The 17,639-nt window shown below is 65.8% G+C and carries 22 protein-coding genes; 11 read left to right on the top strand and 11 right to left on the bottom strand.

The window, feature by feature from the left end; translation table 11 throughout:
- Positions 1-2 precede the first annotated feature (2 nt).
- From ACMG4O_RS14430 to flgA, 5 genes are all read right to left on the bottom strand, one after another.
- Positions 3-443, bottom strand: coding sequence for a hypothetical protein (locus ACMG4O_RS14430; protein ID WP_414434032.1), 441 nt, complete (start codon positions 441-443; stop codon positions 3-5).
- A 73-nt stretch (positions 444-516) separates the two neighbouring features.
- Complete coding sequence (locus tag ACMG4O_RS14425; RefSeq protein WP_323745386.1) at positions 517-1,779, bottom strand: EAL and HDOD domain-containing protein; 1,263 nt, start codon at positions 1,777-1,779, stop codon at positions 517-519.
- A gap of 27 nt (positions 1,780-1,806) precedes the next feature.
- A complete protein-coding gene (locus tag ACMG4O_RS14420; RefSeq protein WP_414434031.1) occupies positions 1,807-2,256 on the bottom strand; it encodes a flagella synthesis protein FlgN in 450 nt (149 codons plus the stop codon).
- Complete coding sequence (gene flgM, locus ACMG4O_RS14415; protein ID WP_228548129.1) at positions 2,253-2,540, bottom strand: flagellar biosynthesis anti-sigma factor FlgM; 288 nt, start codon at positions 2,538-2,540, stop codon at positions 2,253-2,255. Before flgM ends, ACMG4O_RS14420 begins: the two co-directional genes overlap by 4 nt.
- Positions 2,541-2,601: 61 nt before the next feature.
- Complete coding sequence (flgA, locus tag ACMG4O_RS14410; RefSeq protein ID WP_414434030.1) at positions 2,602-3,321, bottom strand: flagellar basal body P-ring formation chaperone FlgA; 720 nt, start codon at positions 3,319-3,321, stop codon at positions 2,602-2,604.
- Positions 3,322-3,487: 166 nt separating this feature from the next.
- On the opposite strand from flgA, the gene flgB reads away from it, so the two are divergent.
- From flgB to flgL, 11 genes are all read left to right on the top strand, one after another.
- Positions 3,488-3,901 carry a flagellar basal body rod protein FlgB gene (gene flgB / locus ACMG4O_RS14405; protein WP_142948090.1) on the top strand — a complete coding sequence of 138 codons (414 nt, stop codon included), beginning with the start codon at positions 3,488-3,490 and terminating at the stop codon, positions 3,899-3,901.
- 10 nt (positions 3,902-3,911) lie between these two features.
- Positions 3,912-4,319 (top strand): flagellar basal body rod protein FlgC, encoded by a 408-nt coding sequence (flgC, locus tag ACMG4O_RS14400; RefSeq protein ID WP_194856547.1) that lies wholly within the window; start codon positions 3,912-3,914, stop codon positions 4,317-4,319.
- Positions 4,319-5,005 (top strand): flagellar hook assembly protein FlgD, encoded by a 687-nt coding sequence (flgD, locus tag ACMG4O_RS14395; protein ID WP_142948092.1) that lies wholly within the window; start codon positions 4,319-4,321, stop codon positions 5,003-5,005. The genes flgC and flgD overlap by 1 nt, the downstream gene beginning before the upstream one ends.
- A gap of 38 nt (positions 5,006-5,043) precedes the next feature.
- Positions 5,044-6,234, top strand: coding sequence for a flagellar hook protein FlgE (gene flgE / locus ACMG4O_RS14390; protein WP_142948093.1), 1,191 nt, complete (start codon positions 5,044-5,046; stop codon positions 6,232-6,234).
- Positions 6,235-6,255: 21 nt separating this feature from the next.
- Complete coding sequence (locus tag ACMG4O_RS14385; protein ID WP_414434029.1) at positions 6,256-6,993, top strand: flagellar basal body rod protein FlgF; 738 nt, start codon at positions 6,256-6,258, stop codon at positions 6,991-6,993.
- Between the two features lie 28 nt (positions 6,994-7,021).
- A complete protein-coding gene (flgG, locus tag ACMG4O_RS14380; RefSeq protein WP_142948095.1) occupies positions 7,022-7,804 on the top strand; it encodes a flagellar basal-body rod protein FlgG in 783 nt (260 codons plus the stop codon).
- 20 nt (positions 7,805-7,824) lie between these two features.
- Entirely contained in the window at positions 7,825-8,502 is a 678-nt protein-coding gene (locus tag ACMG4O_RS14375) for a flagellar basal body L-ring protein FlgH (RefSeq protein WP_370202938.1), read from the top strand.
- 17 nt (positions 8,503-8,519) lie between these two features.
- On the top strand, positions 8,520-9,635 hold the full coding sequence (locus ACMG4O_RS14370) for a flagellar basal body P-ring protein FlgI (protein WP_185956876.1): 1,116 nt from the start codon (positions 8,520-8,522) through the stop codon (positions 9,633-9,635).
- Positions 9,635-10,696, top strand: a complete 1,062-nt coding sequence (gene flgJ, locus ACMG4O_RS14365) for a flagellar assembly peptidoglycan hydrolase FlgJ (protein ID WP_414434028.1) — start codon at positions 9,635-9,637, stop codon at positions 10,694-10,696. Before ACMG4O_RS14370 ends, flgJ begins: the two co-directional genes overlap by 1 nt.
- A gap of 128 nt (positions 10,697-10,824) precedes the next feature.
- Positions 10,825-12,447, top strand: coding sequence for a flagellar hook-associated protein FlgK (gene flgK, locus ACMG4O_RS14360; protein ID WP_142948099.1), 1,623 nt, complete (start codon positions 10,825-10,827; stop codon positions 12,445-12,447).
- A gap of 12 nt (positions 12,448-12,459) precedes the next feature.
- Positions 12,460-13,671 carry a flagellar hook-associated protein FlgL gene (gene flgL / locus ACMG4O_RS14355; protein WP_335629102.1) on the top strand — a complete coding sequence of 404 codons (1,212 nt, stop codon included), beginning with the start codon at positions 12,460-12,462 and terminating at the stop codon, positions 13,669-13,671.
- 192 nt (positions 13,672-13,863) lie between these two features.
- On the opposite strand, the gene fliR is transcribed toward flgL, so the two are convergent.
- Genes fliR through fliM form a run of 6 tightly spaced genes read right to left on the bottom strand, consistent with a single transcriptional unit; the run spans position 13,864 to position 17,635 of the window.
- Complete coding sequence (gene fliR, locus ACMG4O_RS14350) at positions 13,864-14,652, bottom strand: flagellar biosynthetic protein FliR (protein ID WP_142948101.1); 789 nt, start codon at positions 14,650-14,652, stop codon at positions 13,864-13,866.
- Positions 14,653-14,661: 9 nt separating this feature from the next.
- Positions 14,662-14,931 (bottom strand): flagellar biosynthesis protein FliQ, encoded by a 270-nt coding sequence (gene fliQ, locus ACMG4O_RS14345; protein WP_142948102.1) that lies wholly within the window; start codon positions 14,929-14,931, stop codon positions 14,662-14,664.
- The gene (fliP, locus tag ACMG4O_RS14340) at positions 14,928-15,701 is read right to left on the bottom strand and encodes a flagellar type III secretion system pore protein FliP (protein WP_142948103.1); all 774 of its coding nucleotides are present in this window, start codon (positions 15,699-15,701) and stop codon (positions 14,928-14,930) included. The genes fliQ and fliP overlap by 4 nt, the downstream gene beginning before the upstream one ends.
- Positions 15,698-16,138, bottom strand: coding sequence for a flagellar biosynthetic protein FliO (gene fliO / locus ACMG4O_RS14335; protein WP_414434027.1), 441 nt, complete (start codon positions 16,136-16,138; stop codon positions 15,698-15,700). Before fliO ends, fliP begins: the two co-directional genes overlap by 4 nt.
- Positions 16,135-16,632, bottom strand: coding sequence for a flagellar motor switch protein FliN (gene fliN, locus ACMG4O_RS14330; RefSeq protein WP_142948105.1), 498 nt, complete (start codon positions 16,630-16,632; stop codon positions 16,135-16,137). The genes fliO and fliN overlap by 4 nt, the downstream gene beginning before the upstream one ends.
- Positions 16,625-17,635 carry a flagellar motor switch protein FliM gene (fliM, locus tag ACMG4O_RS14325; RefSeq protein ID WP_142948106.1) on the bottom strand — a complete coding sequence of 337 codons (1,011 nt, stop codon included), beginning with the start codon at positions 17,633-17,635 and terminating at the stop codon, positions 16,625-16,627. The genes fliN and fliM overlap by 8 nt, the downstream gene beginning before the upstream one ends.
- Positions 17,636-17,639 lie beyond the last annotated feature (4 nt).

Genomic DNA, 17,639 nt, shown 5'->3' with positions numbered 1-17,639 from the left:
TGCTATGAATCGGGGCCGGTTGGGGCTTCTGGTTGGGCCACGCGCCAGCCTTCCTCGGTGCGTTCCAGCATCAGGCGGCGCTCCTGTTCGAAGTTGTCGCCTTCCTCGAAGTTGCCGAATTCCACCCGGACCGCCGCCAGGGCCATGACCATGGCGAAGCGATCCATGGCGTCCCGTTCCTCGTCGCGTTTTACCGCCTTGCTGTACTCGGACAGGTCGTGCTGCGCTTCCATGGTGTAGCGCACGTCCAGGGCGACGTGGTCGTCGTCTTCCGGGTAACGGCCGGCGGTTTCCACCTCGGTGACCTGGAACAGCTCATCAAGATGGGCCTGCTTGAGTTCCTGATTCAGGGCGTCGCGGATCACGCCGTCGTTGGGGGTGTCGCTGCAGGCCGCCAGCAGGGCGATAAGCAACAGGGCGGGGGCCAGGTAAAAGGCGCGCATGGGATCATCCTTGTTGTGATTGTCGGTGTGTTGATCGCATTCCGTGCGACGAACTCTACCATGACCGCAACGCTTAGTCCTGATACCCCATGGCCTGCTGCACCTGGCGGGCCCAGGCGGTGCTGTGGCGGTAGGCCACTTCGTAGTAGGCGCGCTCGCTGAGCAGCGAGAGCGCGTCGAAACGCCCGGCCTCATAGGCTTCCACTTCGGTGAGCACCGCGCCCAGCGGGCCGCGGCGTTCCAGCAGGGCGCTTTTCACGTCCTGGCTGAGCGGCACCTGTTCCATCAGTTCCGGCATGGCGATGTCCATCAGGGCGTCCAGCTGGGACAGCAGGCCGACGATAAAATGGTTCACCGAGGTGCTTTGCTGGCCGCCTTCCTGGTCGCTGAGTTCCGCCAGCACTTCACACATGCGCCCGCGTATCAGCATGCCCCGGGTCAGGGCCTCCGGTTTGTGCATCTCGCCGTCGATCAGGAACAGGTTGGCCCAGCGTTTGATTTCCTCCAGGCCGAGCAGGGCGATGGCGTCGGACAGGGAATTCACTTCCCGGCGCAGGCCCATGGCGGCGGAGTTGACGGTTTTCAGCAGGCGGTAGGTGAGGCCGGCGTCCTTGATGGCGATCTCTTCCAGCCGCGCCGGCGAGGCGTCCGGGCTGTGCAGCTCGGTGAGCAGTTGCAGCAGCAGCAGCTTGTTGCCGGCGATCTTCTTGCCTTTCACCGGCGACGGCGTGCTCAGGAAATCGCCCTGGTAATAGTCGAAGCCCAGCTCCATGCATTGCTGGAACCGGGTGCGGTCGGCGATCTGGTCGGCGAGCAGTTCAACGCCGTGGCCGCGCAGTTTTTCCGAGGTGCGCCGCAGGCTGTCGGCGTCGCTGTCGCGGACGTCGATCTTGACGATGTGGACGATATCCAGCAGCACGTCCAGTTCGTCGTCGCCCGGGTCATAGCCGTCCATGGCCAGCCGGTAGCCGCGCCGCGCCAGCGCCTTGAGGCGGTCCACCAGCTCCGAGGTGAGCATCAGGTTGTTGGGAATTTCCAGAATGTACTGCTTCTTCGGCAGGTTGGGCAGCTCCGGCGCCATCAGCACTTCGTCGGTGACTTTCAGAAAGCTGGGGACCGAGCGGGTCTTGCCGCCCTGGAAGACGTGGGTGTAGGTGCCCAGGATCACGGTGTTGGTGGCTTCGATGTCGGACAGCGACGCGCCCTCGGCGGGCTTTTCGCCGTGCAACAGCAACTGGAACGCGGCCACGTCCTGGTTGCGGGTGTACACCGGCCGGCAGGCCAGTATCACGTCGAGCTTGTCTTCCGCCTCGATGGCGTCCCGTGCTCTGGTCACTCTTGGGGCTCCCCCTTTGCTGGCGTTTCAGACGCGGCTGCTGACATGGCCGCCGGCGGCACGGGCCTGGCCGTCGGGTCCGTACAGGCCCTTGCCGGCGGCTTCCTCGATGAAGTTGAGCATCCGCTGGTTGTGCTCCAGACGGATGCCGATCAGCACGCCGTTGGTGCGGTTCAGGCGCGCGGCCTGATCGGCGCGTTCACGGATCGACGCCCACAGGGCGGTGCAGCCGGCGTCGGCCGCGGCCCGGGCGTCGCCGGCGCGGTCGTCGTCGTAGCCGAGCCGCCGCTGCACCTGGCGGCGCTGGGTCTCGAAGTGCTCCAGCGCCTGGAACTGTTCCTGCTTGGCCTGCGCCACCCGGGCCAGGCCGTCACCGTCGACGGTGCCGTCGCCCAGCAACCGCCGCTCGTCGTCAAGCAGGTCGATCAGGGTGTCCAGGCGCGCCCGATGGCGCTCCAGGTGCTCCGCCAGGCTCATTGCGAGTCCGCGTCCAGCAGGTCGCGGACGCTGGCGATCAGGCCGTCGGCGATCTTGTCGGCGCGGATTTCCAGGCGCCCCTCGGAGATCGCCTGGCGAATCTCGTCGACCCGCGCGGTGTCGATGTCCTGGCCGCTGTCGGCGGCGGGCTGGCGCAGATGGGCCACCTCGCCGGCCGTCGCGTTGCCGCCTTGCTTGGGCGCCTCGGTGGAAACCTTGTCGCCGCCTTTGCCCTGATTCACCGTGCCCGGCTGGGTCAGGGGGGAAATGTTGTCAATTTTCAAGGGAAGCCCTCCGTCACGCGTTCATCCCGGTTATCGGCAGCGCCGGGAAAACCTTTAATACTTAAAACATCACCCGGGCGCGGCCCGGACCAGTGACCTGCGCGGTCACCACTTCCCGGTTGGAAAGGCGCACCCGCACCCGGCCGCCCAGGGCGCCGTCGTCCAGGGCGTGCCCCTCGCGGCTGATGCGGAAACCCTCGCCGCCGGCCACCAGGGTGACCGCCTGGCGGCGCTCCACCAGGGCCGGCTTGCGCAGTTGGTGGCTCTGTATCACGGTGCCGGCGGGCAGTGGCCGGGCGGCCTCCTGGCCGACGATACGGTCCCGCGCCAGTACCGCGTTGGCGGGCAGGCGGCTCAGGTCGCCCTGTTCGGCGCGGAGCATGCCGGCGCGGATCGGCGTGCCCGCCGGCAGTTCGCCGGCACTGACCCAGTACCGCCCGGTGACGGTCACCCGGGCCTGCATATAGCGCACGCGGCGCTGTTGCTCGCCGCAGCGCACCCCCACGGAGACCCGGCCCCAGGGCTTCTGGCCGCGGCCCGGCATGAACACTTCCGGGGCCACGCAGGGCGGCAGGTGGGCGCTCGGTGCCCGGACCTCCACGGCGACGCTGTCGCCGAGCCCGCCGGCCCGTTCCAGCAAGAAAGCGCGCACCGCGCTGACCGCGGGGGCCTCGGCCGCGCCCGCCGCCGGCTGGCCGTCAGCGGCCACCGTCGGCGCCATGGCGAGCAGCGCCAGCGATACGACGAACCGTGCAATGTGATGGAACAGGGGGCCTGGCATAGGACGCCTCGGGGTAACGGGTTTTTCCAGTCAGGTCCTTATTCTAGGTAACCGGCCGCCGGGTGAATAAACGAATTGGAATCAAAATGGTGGCCTGTTTGTGCCTTTGACCTGACCGCGCCGGTATTAATCTCCACTCTGACCTACAAGCCATTGGAGCTTCGGCATGATTGACCGACTGGCCGCCGCCCTGCAATTCGACCAGGAAGCACTGAACCTGCGCCACCAGCGCCAGCAGGTTCTGGCCAACAACATCGCCAACGCGGATACGCCCAACTTCAAGGCGCGGGATTTTGATTTCGCCAGTGAATTGTCCCGCGCCATGGACAGCGGCCGGCCGGCCGAGGGTGGGCTGTCGTTGTCCACCACCGCCGCCGGGCACATCGCCGGCGGCAGCGGCTCGGCGCCGGTCGGCGACCTGCTTTACCGGGTGCCGGACCAACCCAGCCTGGACGGCAACACCGTGAACATGGACGTGGAGCGCACCCGCTTCGCCGACAACTCGGTGCGTTACCAGGCGGCGCTGACCATGCTCAACGGCCGCATCCAGGGCCTCAAGTCCGCCATGCAGCCTGAATAGGAATTGAACCATGTCGATGTTTTCGATTTTTGAGATTTCCGGTTCGGCGATGACGGCGCAGTCGCAACGCATGAACGTCACCGCCAGCAATATGGCCAACGCCGACAGCGTCGCCGGCCCCGACGGCGAGGCCTACCGCGCCAAGCAGGTGATGTTCGAGGCGCGCGGCCAGAACGGCACCGGCGTGGGCGGCGTGGGGGTGCGCGAAGTGATCGAGGATCCCTCGCCCCTGCGCCGGGAGTTCCGCCCCGACCACCCGCTGGCCGACGACCAGGGCTACGTGTCCATGCCCAACGTGGAGCCGGTCAATGAAATGGTCAACATGATCTCCGCGTCGCGCTCCTACCAGGCCAACGTGGAAGTGCTGAACACCAGCAAGCAACTGATGATGAAGACCCTGACGCTGGGAGAAAACTGATGTCGACGATTGGCTCCAACGTGCTCAATTCGGTGAACGGCAGCGCCGCCGCCCAGGCCGCCGCCGCGGCCAGCAAGTCCGACGGCGCCGACCTGCAGGACAGTTTCATGACCCTGCTGGTCACGCAGCTTAAGAACCAGGACCCGATGAACCCCATGGAAAACGCGGAGATGACCTCGCAGCTGGCGCAGATCAACACCGTCAGCGGTATCTCCGAACTCAACAGCACCCTGGAAGGCATCACCGGCCAGCTCGACGCCGGCCAGGCGATGCAGGCCGCCGGCCTGATCGGCAGCGGCGTGCTGGTGCCCGGCAACCGGGTGCTGGTGGGTGAAGACGGTTCCACCACGCCGTTCGGCGTGGAGCTGGAGCAGGCCGCCGACGAAGTGCAGATCACGGTGCGCAATGACAGCGGCGAGGTGGTGCGCCGCTTCGAGCCGTTCGCCATGGACGCCGGCAGTGAGTCGTTCACCTGGAACGGCGAAATGGACAGTGGCGAGGAGGCACCCAAGGGCTCCTACACGGTATCCGTTGAAGCCAGCGCCGACGGTGAGCCTCTGGAGGTGGTCAATCTGAACTACGCCATGGTCAGCGGCGTGAGCCTGGATGACAACGGCGCGCCGTTGCTGGATCTGGGCGGCGTTTCCGAACAGGTCAGTCTCGGCGATATCCGCCAGATTCTTTAAACAAGATTTCGTAAAGAATAACTTCTAGGAGCACGAAGATGGGTTTTTCACAGGCACTCAGTGGTCTTAACTCCGCCGCGACCAATCTCGACGTGGTCGGCAACAACATCGCCAACTCCCAGACCGTGGGGTTCAAAGGGTCCGGCGCGCAGTTCGCCGACGTCTACGCCGGTGCCCAGGTGGGCCAGGGCGTGCGCGTGTCCACGGTGCTGCAGGATTTCTCCAACGGTACCCTGGAATCCACCGGCCGTAACCTGGACCTGGGTATCAACGGCAACGGTTTCTTCCGTTTCACCCAGGGCGACCAGACCGTCTATTCCCGCAACGGCCAGCTCACCCTGACCGCCGACGGCTACCTGGAAAACGCCCAGGGCGCCCGGCTCACCGGCTTCCCCGCCGGCGTCGGCACCGGCGGTCAGCCGGAGACCCTGCAGGTGCCGGCCGGTGCCATGGCGGCCACCGCCACCGATCAGGTAGAGGCGTCGTTCAACCTGGACGCCACCGTGGATGAGATCGACCGTGGCGCCACGCCGTTCGACGCCGCCGACGGCGACACCTATTCCTACGCCAACACCGGCACCGCCTACGACTCCCTGGGCGTGCAGCACACCATGACCACCTACTTCACCAAGACCGGTGAAAACCAGTGGGAAGTGCGCGTGTCCCTGGACGGCAACGCGGACGCCACCAACGTGGGCCAGCTGGCGTTTAACGGCAACGGCACCCTCGACGAAGGCGCCAGCACCTTCCCCGACTATGCGTTTACCCCCGGGGGCGGCGCCGACCCGATGAACTTCGGCATTGATTTCGACGGCACCACCCAGTTCGGTGAGGATTTCGCCCTCGATTCTCTCACCCAGAACGGCTACGCCTCCGGCTCCCTGGTGGGCATCGCCTTCGATGAAGTGGGCAATATCGTCGGCAACTATTCCAACGAACAGTCCCAGGTGCTGGGCACCATCGCGCTGGCCAACTTCCGTAACCCGGAAGGGCTGCAGCCGGAAGGCGACAACGCCTGGACCGAGACCGGCGCTTCCGGCCAGCCGCTGCTGGGCCTGGCCGGTGCCGGCCAGTTCGGCAGCCTGGAAGCGGGCACCGTGGAAACCTCCAACGTGGACCTGACCAGCGAACTGGTGGACCTGATCGTCGCCCAGCGCAACTACCAGGCCAACACCCAGACCATCAAGGTCCAGGACGAGGTGCTGCAGAGCGCCGTGAACCTGCGCTAATCGCGTTACAGGAGAGCCCGGATGGATCGCATTCTTTACACCGCCATGAGCGGCGCGCGCCAGAGCATGGACCAGCAATCGGTGGTCAGTAACAACCTGGCGAACGCCTCCACCACCGGCTTCCGTGGGCAGATGCAGGCACTGCGCGCGGTGCCGGTGCAGGGCGACGGTGCCCTGGCCACGCGCACCTCGGTGATGGCGTCCACGCCGGGCGCCGATTTCAGCGCCGGACCCATGAACGCCACCGGCCGTGATCTGGACGTGGCCATGCAGGGCGACGCCTGGCTGGCGGTGCAGGCCACCAACGGTGACGAAGCCTACACCCGCCGCGGCGACCTGCAGGTGGACGGCGACGGCGTGCTCAACAGCGCCGGCCGTCCGGTGATCGGCGAAGGCGGGCCGATCATCGTGCCGCTGGGCGCCAAGCTGTCCATGGGCGCCGACGGCACCCTCAGTGCCATCGGCGCCGGTGAGGATCCGGATGCGCTGGTGCAGATCGGCCGCGTCAAGCTGGTCAACGGTGGCGAAGGCGATCTGCAGCGCGGTGAAGACGGTCTGTTCCGTGGCCCTGATGGCGCCCTGCCCATGGACGAGAACGCCCGGCTGGTGTCCGGCGCCCTGGAAGGCAGCAACGTCAGCCCGGTGGAATCCATGGTGGCGATGATCGACAACGGTCGCCGCTACGAAATGCAGATGAAGGTGATCGACACCGCGGACCAGAACGCGCAGCGCGCGGACAGTCTGCTGTCGATCCAGTAAGCCTGGCAGCCAGGCGGAGGGGAACCCAATGATTAAATCCTTGTGGACGGCCAAGACCGGTCTGGAATCCCAGCAGGTCAAAATGGATGTGATATCCAACAACCTGGCCAACGTCAGCACCAACGGCTTCAAGAAATCCCGCGCGGTGTTCGAAGACCTGCTGTACCAGAACCTGCGCCAGCCCGGCGGCGCCAACGACGTGCAGAACACCCTGCCGTCCGGCATGCAGGTGGGCAGCGGCGTGCGCCCGGTGGCCACTGAGCGGCTGCACAGCCAGGGCGGCCTGGAGAACACCGGCAACTCCCGCGATCTGGCGATCAACGGCAAGGGCTTCTTCCAGGTGCGCATGCCCGACGGCAACGTGGCCTTTACCCGTGACGGCAGCTTCCAGCTCGACCAGAACGGCCAGATGGTCACGTCCAGCGGCTACCCGCTGGAGCCGGCGGTGATGATTCCCGAAAACGCCCTGTCGGTAAGCATCGGCAAGGACGGCCTGGTCACCGTTACCGAGCCGGGTTCCAGCCAGAGCGTGGAAGTGGGCCAGCTGACCGTGTCCACCTTCGTCAATCCCGCCGGCCTGGAAAGCATCGGCGAGAACCTCTACCTGGAAACCACCGCCTCCGGCATGCGCACCGAAAGCATGCCCGGCATGAACGGCGCGGGCGGCCTGTACCAGTCCTATGTGGAAACCTCCAACGTCAATGTGGTGGAGGAAATGGTCAACATGATCCAGACCCAGCGCGCCTACGAAATCAACAGCAAGGCGGTGAAAACCTCCGACGAAATGCTGTCCCGTCTGGCGCAGCTCTGATCCTGATGCGGGAGACCCTGGTGGACGCCATCGTTAAACATTGCCGCATCGGTATCGTGGTGTTGCTGCTGGCGCTGGGCGGCTGCGCGCAACTGCCGCAGCCCTCGGTGGTCGGCGAGCAGGAAAGCGTGGAAATTCCCCAACCGCCGCCGGCGCTGTCCAACGGTTCCATCTACCAGGCCGGGCGCGGCCAGAACCCGCTGTTCGAGGACCGCCGGCCGCGCGCGGTGGGCGACGTGCTGACGGTGATGGTCAACGAGCAGGTGAGCGCCAGCAAAAGCTCGCAGAGCAACGCCGACCGCAGCGGCTCCGCTTCCTTTACGCCCACCACCGTACCCACCGGCCTGGAGGATCTGAGCGACTACGGCTTCGACCTCACCGGCGAGAACGACTTCGAAGGCGGCGGCGGCTCCCAGGCGGAGAACACCTTCACCGGCACCATCACGGTGACGGTGCTGGAAGTGCTCACCAACGGCAATCTGCGCGTGCGCGGCGAGAAGCAGATTCTGATCAACCAGGGCACCGAATTCATCCGCTTCTCCGGGGTGGTGGATCCACTGGAGATTTCCGACACCAACACGGTGCCGTCCACCCAGGTGGCGGACGCGCGCATCGAGTACGTGGGCGACGGGTACATCAACGAGGCGCAGCACATGGGCTGGCTGCAGCGCTTCTTCCTGAACATTTCGCCGTTTTGAACATGGGAGTGACGGTCATGGCACGGTTGCGTCTGGTCGCGCTGACATTATCGCTGGGGCTGCTGCTGAGCGCGTTCAGCTCGCCGGCGCGGGCGGAACCCCTGCGCGAGCTGGCGGACTTTTCCGGGGTGCGCGATAACGTGCTGGTGGGCTACGGCCTGGTGGTGGGCCTGGACGGCTCCGGCGACCAGACCATGCAGACCCCGTTCACCACGCAAAGCCTGACCAATATGTTCTCGCAGCTGGGCATTGCGATTCCGCCCGGCACCAACATGCAGTTGCGCAACGTGGCCGGCGTGATGGTGACCGCTGACCTGCCGCCGTTCTCGGCCCCCGGCCAGCGCATCGACGTGGTGGTGTCGTCGATCGGTAACGCCCGCAGCCTGCGCGGCGGCACCCTGCTGATGACGCCGCTGAAAGGCGCCGACGGTGCCACCTACGCGCTGGCCCAGGGCAACCTGCTGATCGGCGGCGCCGGCGCCGAAGCCGGCGGCAGCAGCGTGCAGATCAACCAGCAGGCCAGCGGCCGTATCGCCGGCGGTGCGGTGGTGGAGCGGGAAGTGCCGCTGCAGCTGGGCGCCAACGGCGGGCTGCTGGAACTGCAATTGAAGACCGCCGACTTCGGCACCGCCGAGCGCGCCGTGCGCGCCATCAACCAGGAATTCGGCAGCACCGTGGCGGCGGCCCGCAACGCCCGCACCATTCAGTTGCGCGGCCCCGAGAACGAAAACGACCGGGTCAGTTTCATGGCGCGGGTGGAGCGTGTCTACGTGACGCCAACGGACGCCCCCGCCAAGGTGATCATCAACGCGCGCACCGGTTCGGTGGTGCTGAACGGCCGCGTCACCCTGAAACCGGCGGCAGTGGCCCACGGCAACCTGTCGGTGGTGATCGACACCGAATTCGGCGTCAGCCAGCCGGCCCCGTTCGGCGACGGTGAGACCGCCGTGGTGCCCGACAGCGATATCAGCATTCAGCAGCAACAGGGTTCGCTGCAGTTCGTCGAAGGCGCCGACCTGATGGAAGTGGTGGACGCCCTCAACGCGCTGGGCGCCACGCCCCAGGAGCTGATGTCGATACTGGAAGCGCTGAAAGCCTCCGGGGCCCTGCGCGCGGAACTGGAGATTATCTGATGGCCGGTCTGGACGGTTCCATACAGGGTCAGTTCGCGCTGGACGTGCAGGGCCTCGACCGGCTCAAGCACAGCGCCGCCCGCGACCCGCAAAAACAGCTGCGCAGCGCCGCCGAGCAGTTCGAGGCGCTGTTCCTGCACCGCATAATCAAGAGCATGCGCGACGCCTCGCCGCGTTCGGAGCTCACCGACAGCTCGCAGATGCGTTTTTATCAATCGCTGTTCGATCAGCAGATGTCCCAGCACATGGCCGGTCGCGGTCTGGGCCTGGCGGACCAGCTGGTGGCGCAGCTTTCCGGTAAGGGCACTTCCGCGGACGCCGCCCGGGCCGCCAGCGGCGCGTCGCCGCTGGACGCCATTCCGCGCGGCGAGCCGCGCCGCCTGCCCGGCGTGGATCCTGCGGCAGGCGACCCTGCGGCAGGCGACCCTGCGGCAGGCGCTTCCAAAGGCGATACCGCCGCGATGGACGATGCCGGCGCTGCCACCGCCGTGGCGCGCACCGAACGGCCCCGGCCGCCGCTGCTGAGCGCCGCCAACCCGGCCACCCCCACGGACTTCGTGCACCAGCTGTCGGAGCCGGCCCGGGAAGCGTCCCGGCGTACCGGCATGCCGGCGCCGCTGATCCTTGCCCAGGCGGCCCTGGAAACCGGCTGGGGACGCCGGGAAATTCCCACCAATAACGGCGGCAACAGCCATAACCTGTTCGGCATAAAGGCCGGCGCCGATTGGAAAGGCCCCACCACCGAGGTGGTCACCCACGAATACATCAACGGCCAGCGCACCCGGGTGGTGGACCGCTTCCGCGTCTATGACTCCTACGCTGAAGCGTTCGAGGACCATGGCCGCCTGATCAGTGATAACCCGCGTTACGCGCCGGTGCTGCAGGCCGCCGATGCGAAGCAGGCGGCACAGGCTCTGCAGAACGGCGGCTACGCCACCGACCCGGCCTACGCCGACAAACTGGTCGCGCTGATGGACCAGATCGGTGGGCTTGTGGGAGCGGGCCCGGCCCGCGAAAGGGTGGCTTTAGCCACCCGGCAGGATCCCGGAGACGCTGATTGAACGGGTCTCTGGTATCCCGCCGGCAAGCTTTGCTTGCCTTTCGCGGGCAGGGCCCGCTCCCACAGGAAGCATTAAAGAAACGCGCGGCGCGGTCGATATAAAGGGCATTGGTTAACGGGAACAAAACGATGAGCATGTTTTCCATCGGGCTCAGCGGTCTGAACGCCGCGCAGAACGCCCTGAACACCACCAGCAACAACATCAGCAATGTCTACACGCCCGGCTACAACCGCGAACTGACGTTGCTCGGCGAGCAGCAATCCGCCGGTGGCGGCGTGCAGGTCAACGATATCCAGCGCCAGTTCGACCACTACGTGGCCGATCAGCTCAACGCGGCGGGCAGCAAAAGCAGCGCGCTGCAGTCCTACCAGACCCAGGTGAGCCAGATCGATAACCTGCTCGCCGATCAGGACGCGGGTCTGGCGCCGCTGATGCAGGATTTCTTCTCGTCCCTGGAAGACCTGGCCAGCTCGCCGTCCGACCCGGCCGCCCGCCAGGGCGTGATCGGCGCGGCGGACACGCTCAGCGCCCAGTTCCGTTCCTTCGACGGTTATCTGCGCGATATGCAGAGCGGTATCGACAGCAACATCCGTGACGAAATCACCCAGATCAATAACAGCGCCGACCAGATCGCCAACCTGAACCGGGAGATCGCTCTGGCCAAGGCGAAGACCGGCAAGGCGCCCAACGGCCTGTTGAATCAGCGCGACCAGTTGGTGGCCGAGCTTAACGAGCGTGTCGACGTGCGGCTGACCATTCAGGAGAGCGGCACCTATAACCTCTCCATCGGCAACGGCCAGCCGATTGTCGCCGGCACCCGCAGCTTCTCGCTGGAAGCGATGTCGTCCTCCGCGGACCCCACGCGCACGGTGGTCGGCTACAACGATTCCGCCGGCAACCAGGTGGAGCTTGACGAGGACGCGATCACCGGTGGGGCGCTGGGCGGTTTGCTCACGTTCCGCTCCGAGACCCTGGATAAGACCCAGAACCAGATCGGTCAGTTGGCGGTGTCCCTGGCCACCGCTTTCAATGAACAGCACCAGGCCGGCTTCGACCTGAACGGCGATCCCGGCGAGGCGATGTTCGACGTGGGCCAGCCGCGTGCCTTCTCCAACGAAAACAACGCCGGCTCGGCCACCATCGACGCCGCGTTCGGTGACGTGGACCAGCTCACCACCGGTGACTACGACCTGGTGGTCACCGACGCCGCCGCCGGTGAGTTTGAAATCACCCGGCGCGACACCGGCGAGCGAGTCACCGCGACCCTGGACGGCAGTGATCAGCTCAACGTGGGCGGCGTGGTGGTGACCATCGGCGACGCCGGCACCCTGGCCGACGGCGACCGCTTCCAGCTGCAGCCCACGCGGCAGGCCGCCGGCGGTTTGGAAAACCGTATCAGTGAACCGGCGCAACTGGCCGCCGGGCAGGGCGGCGGCAGCGGCGACAACGAAAACGCCCTGGCCCTGCAGGACCTGCAGGACAGCCTGCTGGTGGGCGGCGGCGCCACGCTGAGCGGCGCCTACGCGGCGATCGTCGGCGATGTCGGCAACCGCACCAATATCGTTCAGGCCAACCTGAGCGCCCAGCAGGGCCTCACCGAGCAACTGGAAGCGGTGCAGCAGTCCGAATCCGGCGTCAACCTGGATGAAGAAGCCGCCAACCTGATTCGTTACCAGCAATTTTACCAGGCCAACGCCAAGGTGATTCAGACCGGCTCCACCATCATGGACGCCATCCTCGGCCTGCGTTAACAGGAAAAGATCATGCGTATCAGCACCGTCACCATGTATGAGCAGAGCATGAATTCCCTGAATCAACAGCAGGGCGAGTTCATGAGGGTGGGCCAGCAGATCGCCACCGGGCGCAAGGTGGTCAACCCTTCCGACGACCCCCAGGCCGCTTCGCGGGCGGTGCAGGTGGCGCAATCCATGTCCGTCACCCAGCAGTACACCGATTCACGGATCAGCGCCCGCAACGCCCTGTCCCAGGAAGAGAGCGTGCTGAACAGCGTCAGCGACGCCATCGCCAGCGCCAAGACGCTGATGATCCAGGCCGCCAGCGACACCCTGAGTGACGCCGACCGCGCCTCGGTGGCCAGTGATCTGCGCGGCGTGTATGAAACCGTGATCGGCCAGGCCAACGCCACCGACGGCAACGGCCGCCATCTTTTCGGCGGCTACCAGGACGCCAGTGAGCCGTTCGTGCGCGCCGCCGACGGCACCGTCAGCTATGTCGGCGATACCAATACCCGCGAGCAACGCATCGATGCCTCCCGGCTGATGCAAGTGACCGACAACGGCCAGACCATTTTCCAGAGCGTGCACTCCAGCGCCGGCTATGTGGCGGAAGCGGACGCCGGCAACAGCGGCAGCCTGACGTTCAAGGGCCCGCAGGTCATCGATGAAAGCGACCCGGACTTCGGCAACAGCTTCCAGATCGAATTCTCGGTCACCGGCGGCACCACCACCTACTCGGTGGACGGCGGCCCGGCGCAGGCCTATGAAGAGGGCGAGCCGGTGGAAGTGGGCGGCCTGTCGATCACGCTCAAGGGCCAGCCCGCCGACGGCGACAGCATTGAGATGGGCAAAGCGGAGAACATGAACACCGACCTGTTCAAGACCTTCGAGAAGGCGCTGGCGGTGCTTGACCAGCCGGCCGGCAACGACGCCGAGAAGGCGGCCCGCGCCAACACCATCAATACCGTCATGCGCGAGTTCGATAACAGCCTGGACAATGTGTTGACGGTACGCGCGTCGGTGGGCTCGCGCCTGAACGAACTGAATGTGGTCGACGGCGTGGCCGACAACCGCCAGCTCAACTACACCGAAACCTACTCCAACCTGATCGGCGACCTGAGCGATCCCGCCAACTTCGCGGAAGTGGTCTCCCAATACAGCCTGCGTCAGGTCAGCCTGCAGGCCGCCCAGAAAGCCTTCGTCGACATCAAGGGCATGTCTCTGTTCGATCGCATGTAGATTTGTAGGAGCGGGCTGTGGGAGCGGGCTGTGGGAGCGGGCCCCGCCCGCGAAAGGGTGGCGTCCAGCCACCCGGCAGGATCCCAGAGAATTCTTTTCTACGCGTTCAAACAGGTCTCTGGCATCCCGCCGGCAAGCTTCGCTTGCCTTTCGCGGGCAGGGCCCGCTCCCACAAGTGAGGATCCACAACCGTCAGGAGAGAGGCGCGAGCGCCTCGACCAACTGGCTGAGGAACTGCAGCCCTTCGGAAAACAATCCCTGCAGGAAGCGGCCGAAATCGGTCATCAGTACCAGCAGCAGAAACAGCCCCAGGGTCAGCGAGGTGGGGAAGCCCACCGAGAACACGGTGAGCTGGGGCGCCGAGCGGTTAAGGATGCCCAGCGACAGGTTGACGATCAGCAGCGCCGCCACCAGCGGCAACGCCAGCAGCAGACCGGATACGAAGATGGTGCCGCCGTAGCGCACCAGCATCTCGAAGCCGTTGGGGTTAAGCCCGCTGGTGCCCACCGGCAGGGTCTGGAAGCTGGTGGCCAGGGTGTCGATCACGATCAGATGGCCGTTCACCGCCAGGAACATCAGCAGCGTGATCATGTAGAACAGCCGCGACAAAATCATGGTGTTGGCGCCGTCCGGGCTTACGAAAGTGGCGAACGCCAGCCCCATCTGCAGGCCGATGAATTCCCCCGCCGCCTGCACCACCGTGAACATCACCCGCAGCGCCAGGCCCATGGCGACGCCGATCAGCGTTTGCTCCACGACGATGCCGAGCCCGGCCCAGGACCACACCGGCGCCGCGGGCAGGGGCGGCAGGGCCGGTGCCACCACGATGCACAGCAACGCCGCCAGGCCGATCTTGACCCGGTTGGGCACGGCGCTGTGGCCGAGCAGCGGCGCCGCCATGAAAAAGCCCGTCAGGCGCATGAACGGCCACAGAAAGGCGGTGAGCCAGGCGTGCAGTTGGTCAAAGGAGACATCGACCATGGCGTGGGCTCAGGAAACCAGGAACGGAATGTTCTGGAACAGGGTGCGGGTGAAATCGATGATCAACGACAGCAGCCAGGGGCCGGCGATGATCAACACCGCGAACACGCCCAGGATCTTGGGAATAAACGACAGCGTCATCTCGTTGATCTGGGTGGCGGCCTGGAACAGGCTCACCAGCAGGCCGATCAGCAGCGCGGTGAGCAGCAGCGGGGCGCCCAGGTAGAGGGTGACCATCATCGCCTGGTAGGCGATCGACATTACCGTTTCGGGGGTCATACGAAAAAGCTCTCCGCCAGGGATCCGATAATCAACTGCCAGCCGTCCACCAGCACGAACAGCATCAGCTTGAATGGCAGCGAGATAGTCGCCGGCGGCACCATCATCATGCCCAGTGCCATCAGCACGCTGGCCACCACCAGATCAATAATCAGAAACGGAATAAAAATGGTGAAGCCGATCTGGAAGGCGGTTTTCAGTTCGCTGGTGACGAAGGCGGGCAGCAGCACGCGGAACGGCAGATCCTCCGGCCCGGCCATGGGGCCCACCTCGGCGAGTCGGGCGAACAGGGCGATGTCCGGCTCGCGGGTCTGCGCCAGCATGAACTCACGGAACGGCTGGGCGCCGCGCTCCACGAACTCGGGGAATTCAATCTGTTCCTGCTCCAGCGGTACCCAGGCCTGGTCGTAGACCTTGTTGAACACCGGTGACATCACGAAGAAGGTGAGGAACAGCGTCAGCCCCAGCAGCACCTGGTTGGGCGGCGCCGATTGCGTGCCCATGGCGGTGCGCAGCAGGCTGAGCACGATGATGATGCGGGTGAAGCAGGTCATCATCAGCAGCACCGCCGGCAGGAACGCCAGGCTGCTGAGCAGCAGCAGGGTCTGCAGCTTGATCGACCATTGCTGGCCGCCGCCGGCGGTGGGCTCGCTGGTGATGCCGGGGATCGTCGCCTGGCCCCAGGCCAGGTCGGGCAGCGCGCAGATCAGCGCCAGTGCCAGCCAGGGCAGGGCGCGGCGCAGCGTACCGGGCGACCAGAGCGTGCTCATCGTGGTTTCCCTGGGCCGCCGCGCAGGTTGGCTTTCAACGCCTGGGCGAAACGGCCGGCGAAGCCGTCTTCCGGATTAACCGCCTGGCTGGTGGGCGCCGGCTCGGGTGCCGGCGGCCGCTCCGGGGCCGGCCGCTCGTGCAGCTTGGTGACCTTGCCGCCGCCCACGCCCAGCACCAGCCAGGTGTCTTCCAGCTCCAGCACCACCACCCGTTCCTTGGCGCCCACCGCGCGGCTGGCCACCACTTTCAGGGTCTGGCCGGCGGCCGTCTGGCCCGGGCCGAAGCGCTTGAGCAGCCAGCCGCACAGCAGGATAAACCCCACCATGGCGACCAGCACCAGCGCGGTCTTGCCGAACGCGGCCATGCCCAGCATGGCGTCGCCGCCGGCCTGCACCGCCTCGATGCCGGTCTTAGTCTGGGCGTCGGCGCTGCTCATCGGTTGAGCTTCTGAACCCGTTCGGAGGGGGTGATGATCTCGGTGATGCGGATGCCGTATTTGTCTTCCACCACCACCACTTCACCCTGGGCGATCAGGTAGCCGTTGATCAGGATGTCCATGGGCTCGCCGGCCAGGCCGTCCAGTTCCACCACCGAGCCCTGCGCCAGTTCCAGCAGCTGCTTGATGGTGATGCGGGTGCGCCCCAGCTCCACGCTCAGCTTGACCGGAATATCCATGATCATTTCCAGGTCGCGGGCGTCGCCGGCGCCGGTGCCGGCGTCGAACGGCTTGAACACCCGGTCGTCGGCATTGCGCGCCGGCGCGTCCCCGGCATCGCCGGTGCCACCGCCTTCGGCCGCTTCCTGTTCGGCGAGCGCCTCGGCCCAGGGATCGGCGTCGTCGCCGCCGGTCTCTTCGCCCTGCTGTTCGGCCATGGCCTTTTCCCAGTCGTCGTCGCTGGCGTTTTGATCGGGTTTGTTGGGATCAGTCATTGCTCGGCTTCCTCGGTGCCGCCGCCGCATGGGCGTTGGCGTGGTCGATGACGCGCTGTACGCGCAGCGCCCGTTGTTCGTCGCGGCTGCCGTAATCGCATTCCAGCACCGGCACGCCGTCCACGCGGGCGGTGACGGTGTCGGGCAGATCGATGGGCAGCACATCGCCCTGCTTGAGGCTCATTACCTGGGAGATGCGGCTGGGCACGTTGACGAACTCGGCCACCAGCTCCACCTCCGAACGGCGGATTTCCCCCGCCATGCGATGGCTGAACGCCTGATCGCCGGCGTCGCGGCCATCGGCGATCGGGTTATTGAGCTGCTCGCGCAGCGGCTCGATCATCGAGTAGGGCATGCACACCTGGAAGTCGCTGGCCAGGTTGCCCACTTCCAGATGGAAGGTGGTGTTGACGATGATCTCGTTGGGCGAGTTGGTGATGTTGGCGAACTTGGCCTGGATCTCGGAACGCAGGTAGCTGATCTCCAGCGAGTACACCGACTTCCAGGCGTCCTGGTAGGCGTCGATGGCGAGCTTGAGCAGGCGCTGGATAATGCGCTGTTCGGTATTGGTGAATTCGCGCCCCTCGGACTTGGTGACGAAGCGGCCGTCACCGCCGAACAGGTTGTCCACCACCATGAACACCAGGCTGGGCGGGAACACCACCAGCCCGGTGCCGCGCAGCGGCTTCATGGCGATCAGGTTCAGGTTGGTGGGCACCGGCAGATTGCGCGCGAAGTCCTTGAAGCTCTGGTAGCGCACCGAATCCACGGTGATGTCCGCGCTGCGCCGGATCAGGTTGAACAGGCTGACCCGGAAATGGCGCGCGAAGCGTTCGTTGATGATGTCCAGGCTGTGCAGGCGCTCGCGGATGACCCGGTGCTGGGACGCGGGGTCATAGGGGCGCAGGCGCGGCTCTTTGCTGGCCGGCGACTCGTCGTCACCGCCGGGCCCGTTGAGCAGCGCATCGATTTCTTCCTGGGATAGCAGATCGTCTTGTGCCATTGGC

The sequence above is a fragment of the Alloalcanivorax venustensis genome, from assembly GCF_047495515.1.
Taxonomy (GTDB): Bacteria; Pseudomonadota; Gammaproteobacteria; order Pseudomonadales; family Alcanivoracaceae; genus Alloalcanivorax; species Alloalcanivorax venustensis.
This window is presented reverse-complemented; position numbering and strand designations above follow the sequence as displayed.

Excerpts from the sequence above, each read along its gene's own strand:
- ACMG4O_RS14370 (WP_185956876.1), top strand. The coding sequence starts at position 8,520 with ATGGCACGGTTGCGTCTGGTCGCGCTGACATTATCGCTGGGGCTGCTG.
- ACMG4O_RS14385 (WP_414434029.1), top strand. The coding sequence starts at position 6,256 with ATGGATCGCATTCTTTACACCGCCATGAGCGGCGCGCGCCAGAGCATG.
- flgD (WP_142948092.1), top strand. The coding sequence starts at position 4,319 with ATGTCGACGATTGGCTCCAACGTGCTCAATTCGGTGAACGGCAGCGCC.
- fliQ (WP_142948102.1), bottom strand. The coding sequence starts at position 14,931 with ATGACCCCCGAAACGGTAATGTCGATCGCCTACCAGGCGATGATGGTC.
- fliM (WP_142948106.1), bottom strand. The coding sequence starts at position 17,635 with ATGGCACAAGACGATCTGCTATCCCAGGAAGAAATCGATGCGCTGCTC.
- ACMG4O_RS14430 (WP_414434032.1), bottom strand. The coding sequence starts at position 443 with ATGCGCGCCTTTTACCTGGCCCCCGCCCTGTTGCTTATCGCCCTGCTG.
- fliP (WP_142948103.1), bottom strand. The coding sequence starts at position 15,701 with ATGAGCACGCTCTGGTCGCCCGGTACGCTGCGCCGCGCCCTGCCCTGG.
- flgL (WP_335629102.1), top strand. The coding sequence starts at position 12,460 with ATGCGTATCAGCACCGTCACCATGTATGAGCAGAGCATGAATTCCCTG.
- ACMG4O_RS14420 (WP_414434031.1), bottom strand. The coding sequence starts at position 2,256 with ATGAGCCTGGCGGAGCACCTGGAGCGCCATCGGGCGCGCCTGGACACC.
- flgK (WP_142948099.1), top strand. The coding sequence starts at position 10,825 with ATGAGCATGTTTTCCATCGGGCTCAGCGGTCTGAACGCCGCGCAGAAC.
- flgB (WP_142948090.1), top strand. The coding sequence starts at position 3,488 with ATGATTGACCGACTGGCCGCCGCCCTGCAATTCGACCAGGAAGCACTG.
- flgA (WP_414434030.1), bottom strand. The coding sequence starts at position 3,321 with ATGCCAGGCCCCCTGTTCCATCACATTGCACGGTTCGTCGTATCGCTG.
- flgG (WP_142948095.1), top strand. The coding sequence starts at position 7,022 with ATGATTAAATCCTTGTGGACGGCCAAGACCGGTCTGGAATCCCAGCAG.
- fliR (WP_142948101.1), bottom strand. The coding sequence starts at position 14,652 with ATGGTCGATGTCTCCTTTGACCAACTGCACGCCTGGCTCACCGCCTTT.
- flgJ (WP_414434028.1), top strand. The coding sequence starts at position 9,635 with ATGGCCGGTCTGGACGGTTCCATACAGGGTCAGTTCGCGCTGGACGTG.
- fliN (WP_142948105.1), bottom strand. The coding sequence starts at position 16,632 with ATGACTGATCCCAACAAACCCGATCAAAACGCCAGCGACGACGACTGG.
- flgC (WP_194856547.1), top strand. The coding sequence starts at position 3,912 with ATGTCGATGTTTTCGATTTTTGAGATTTCCGGTTCGGCGATGACGGCG.
- flgE (WP_142948093.1), top strand. The coding sequence starts at position 5,044 with ATGGGTTTTTCACAGGCACTCAGTGGTCTTAACTCCGCCGCGACCAAT.
- fliO (WP_414434027.1), bottom strand. The coding sequence starts at position 16,138 with ATGAGCAGCGCCGACGCCCAGACTAAGACCGGCATCGAGGCGGTGCAG.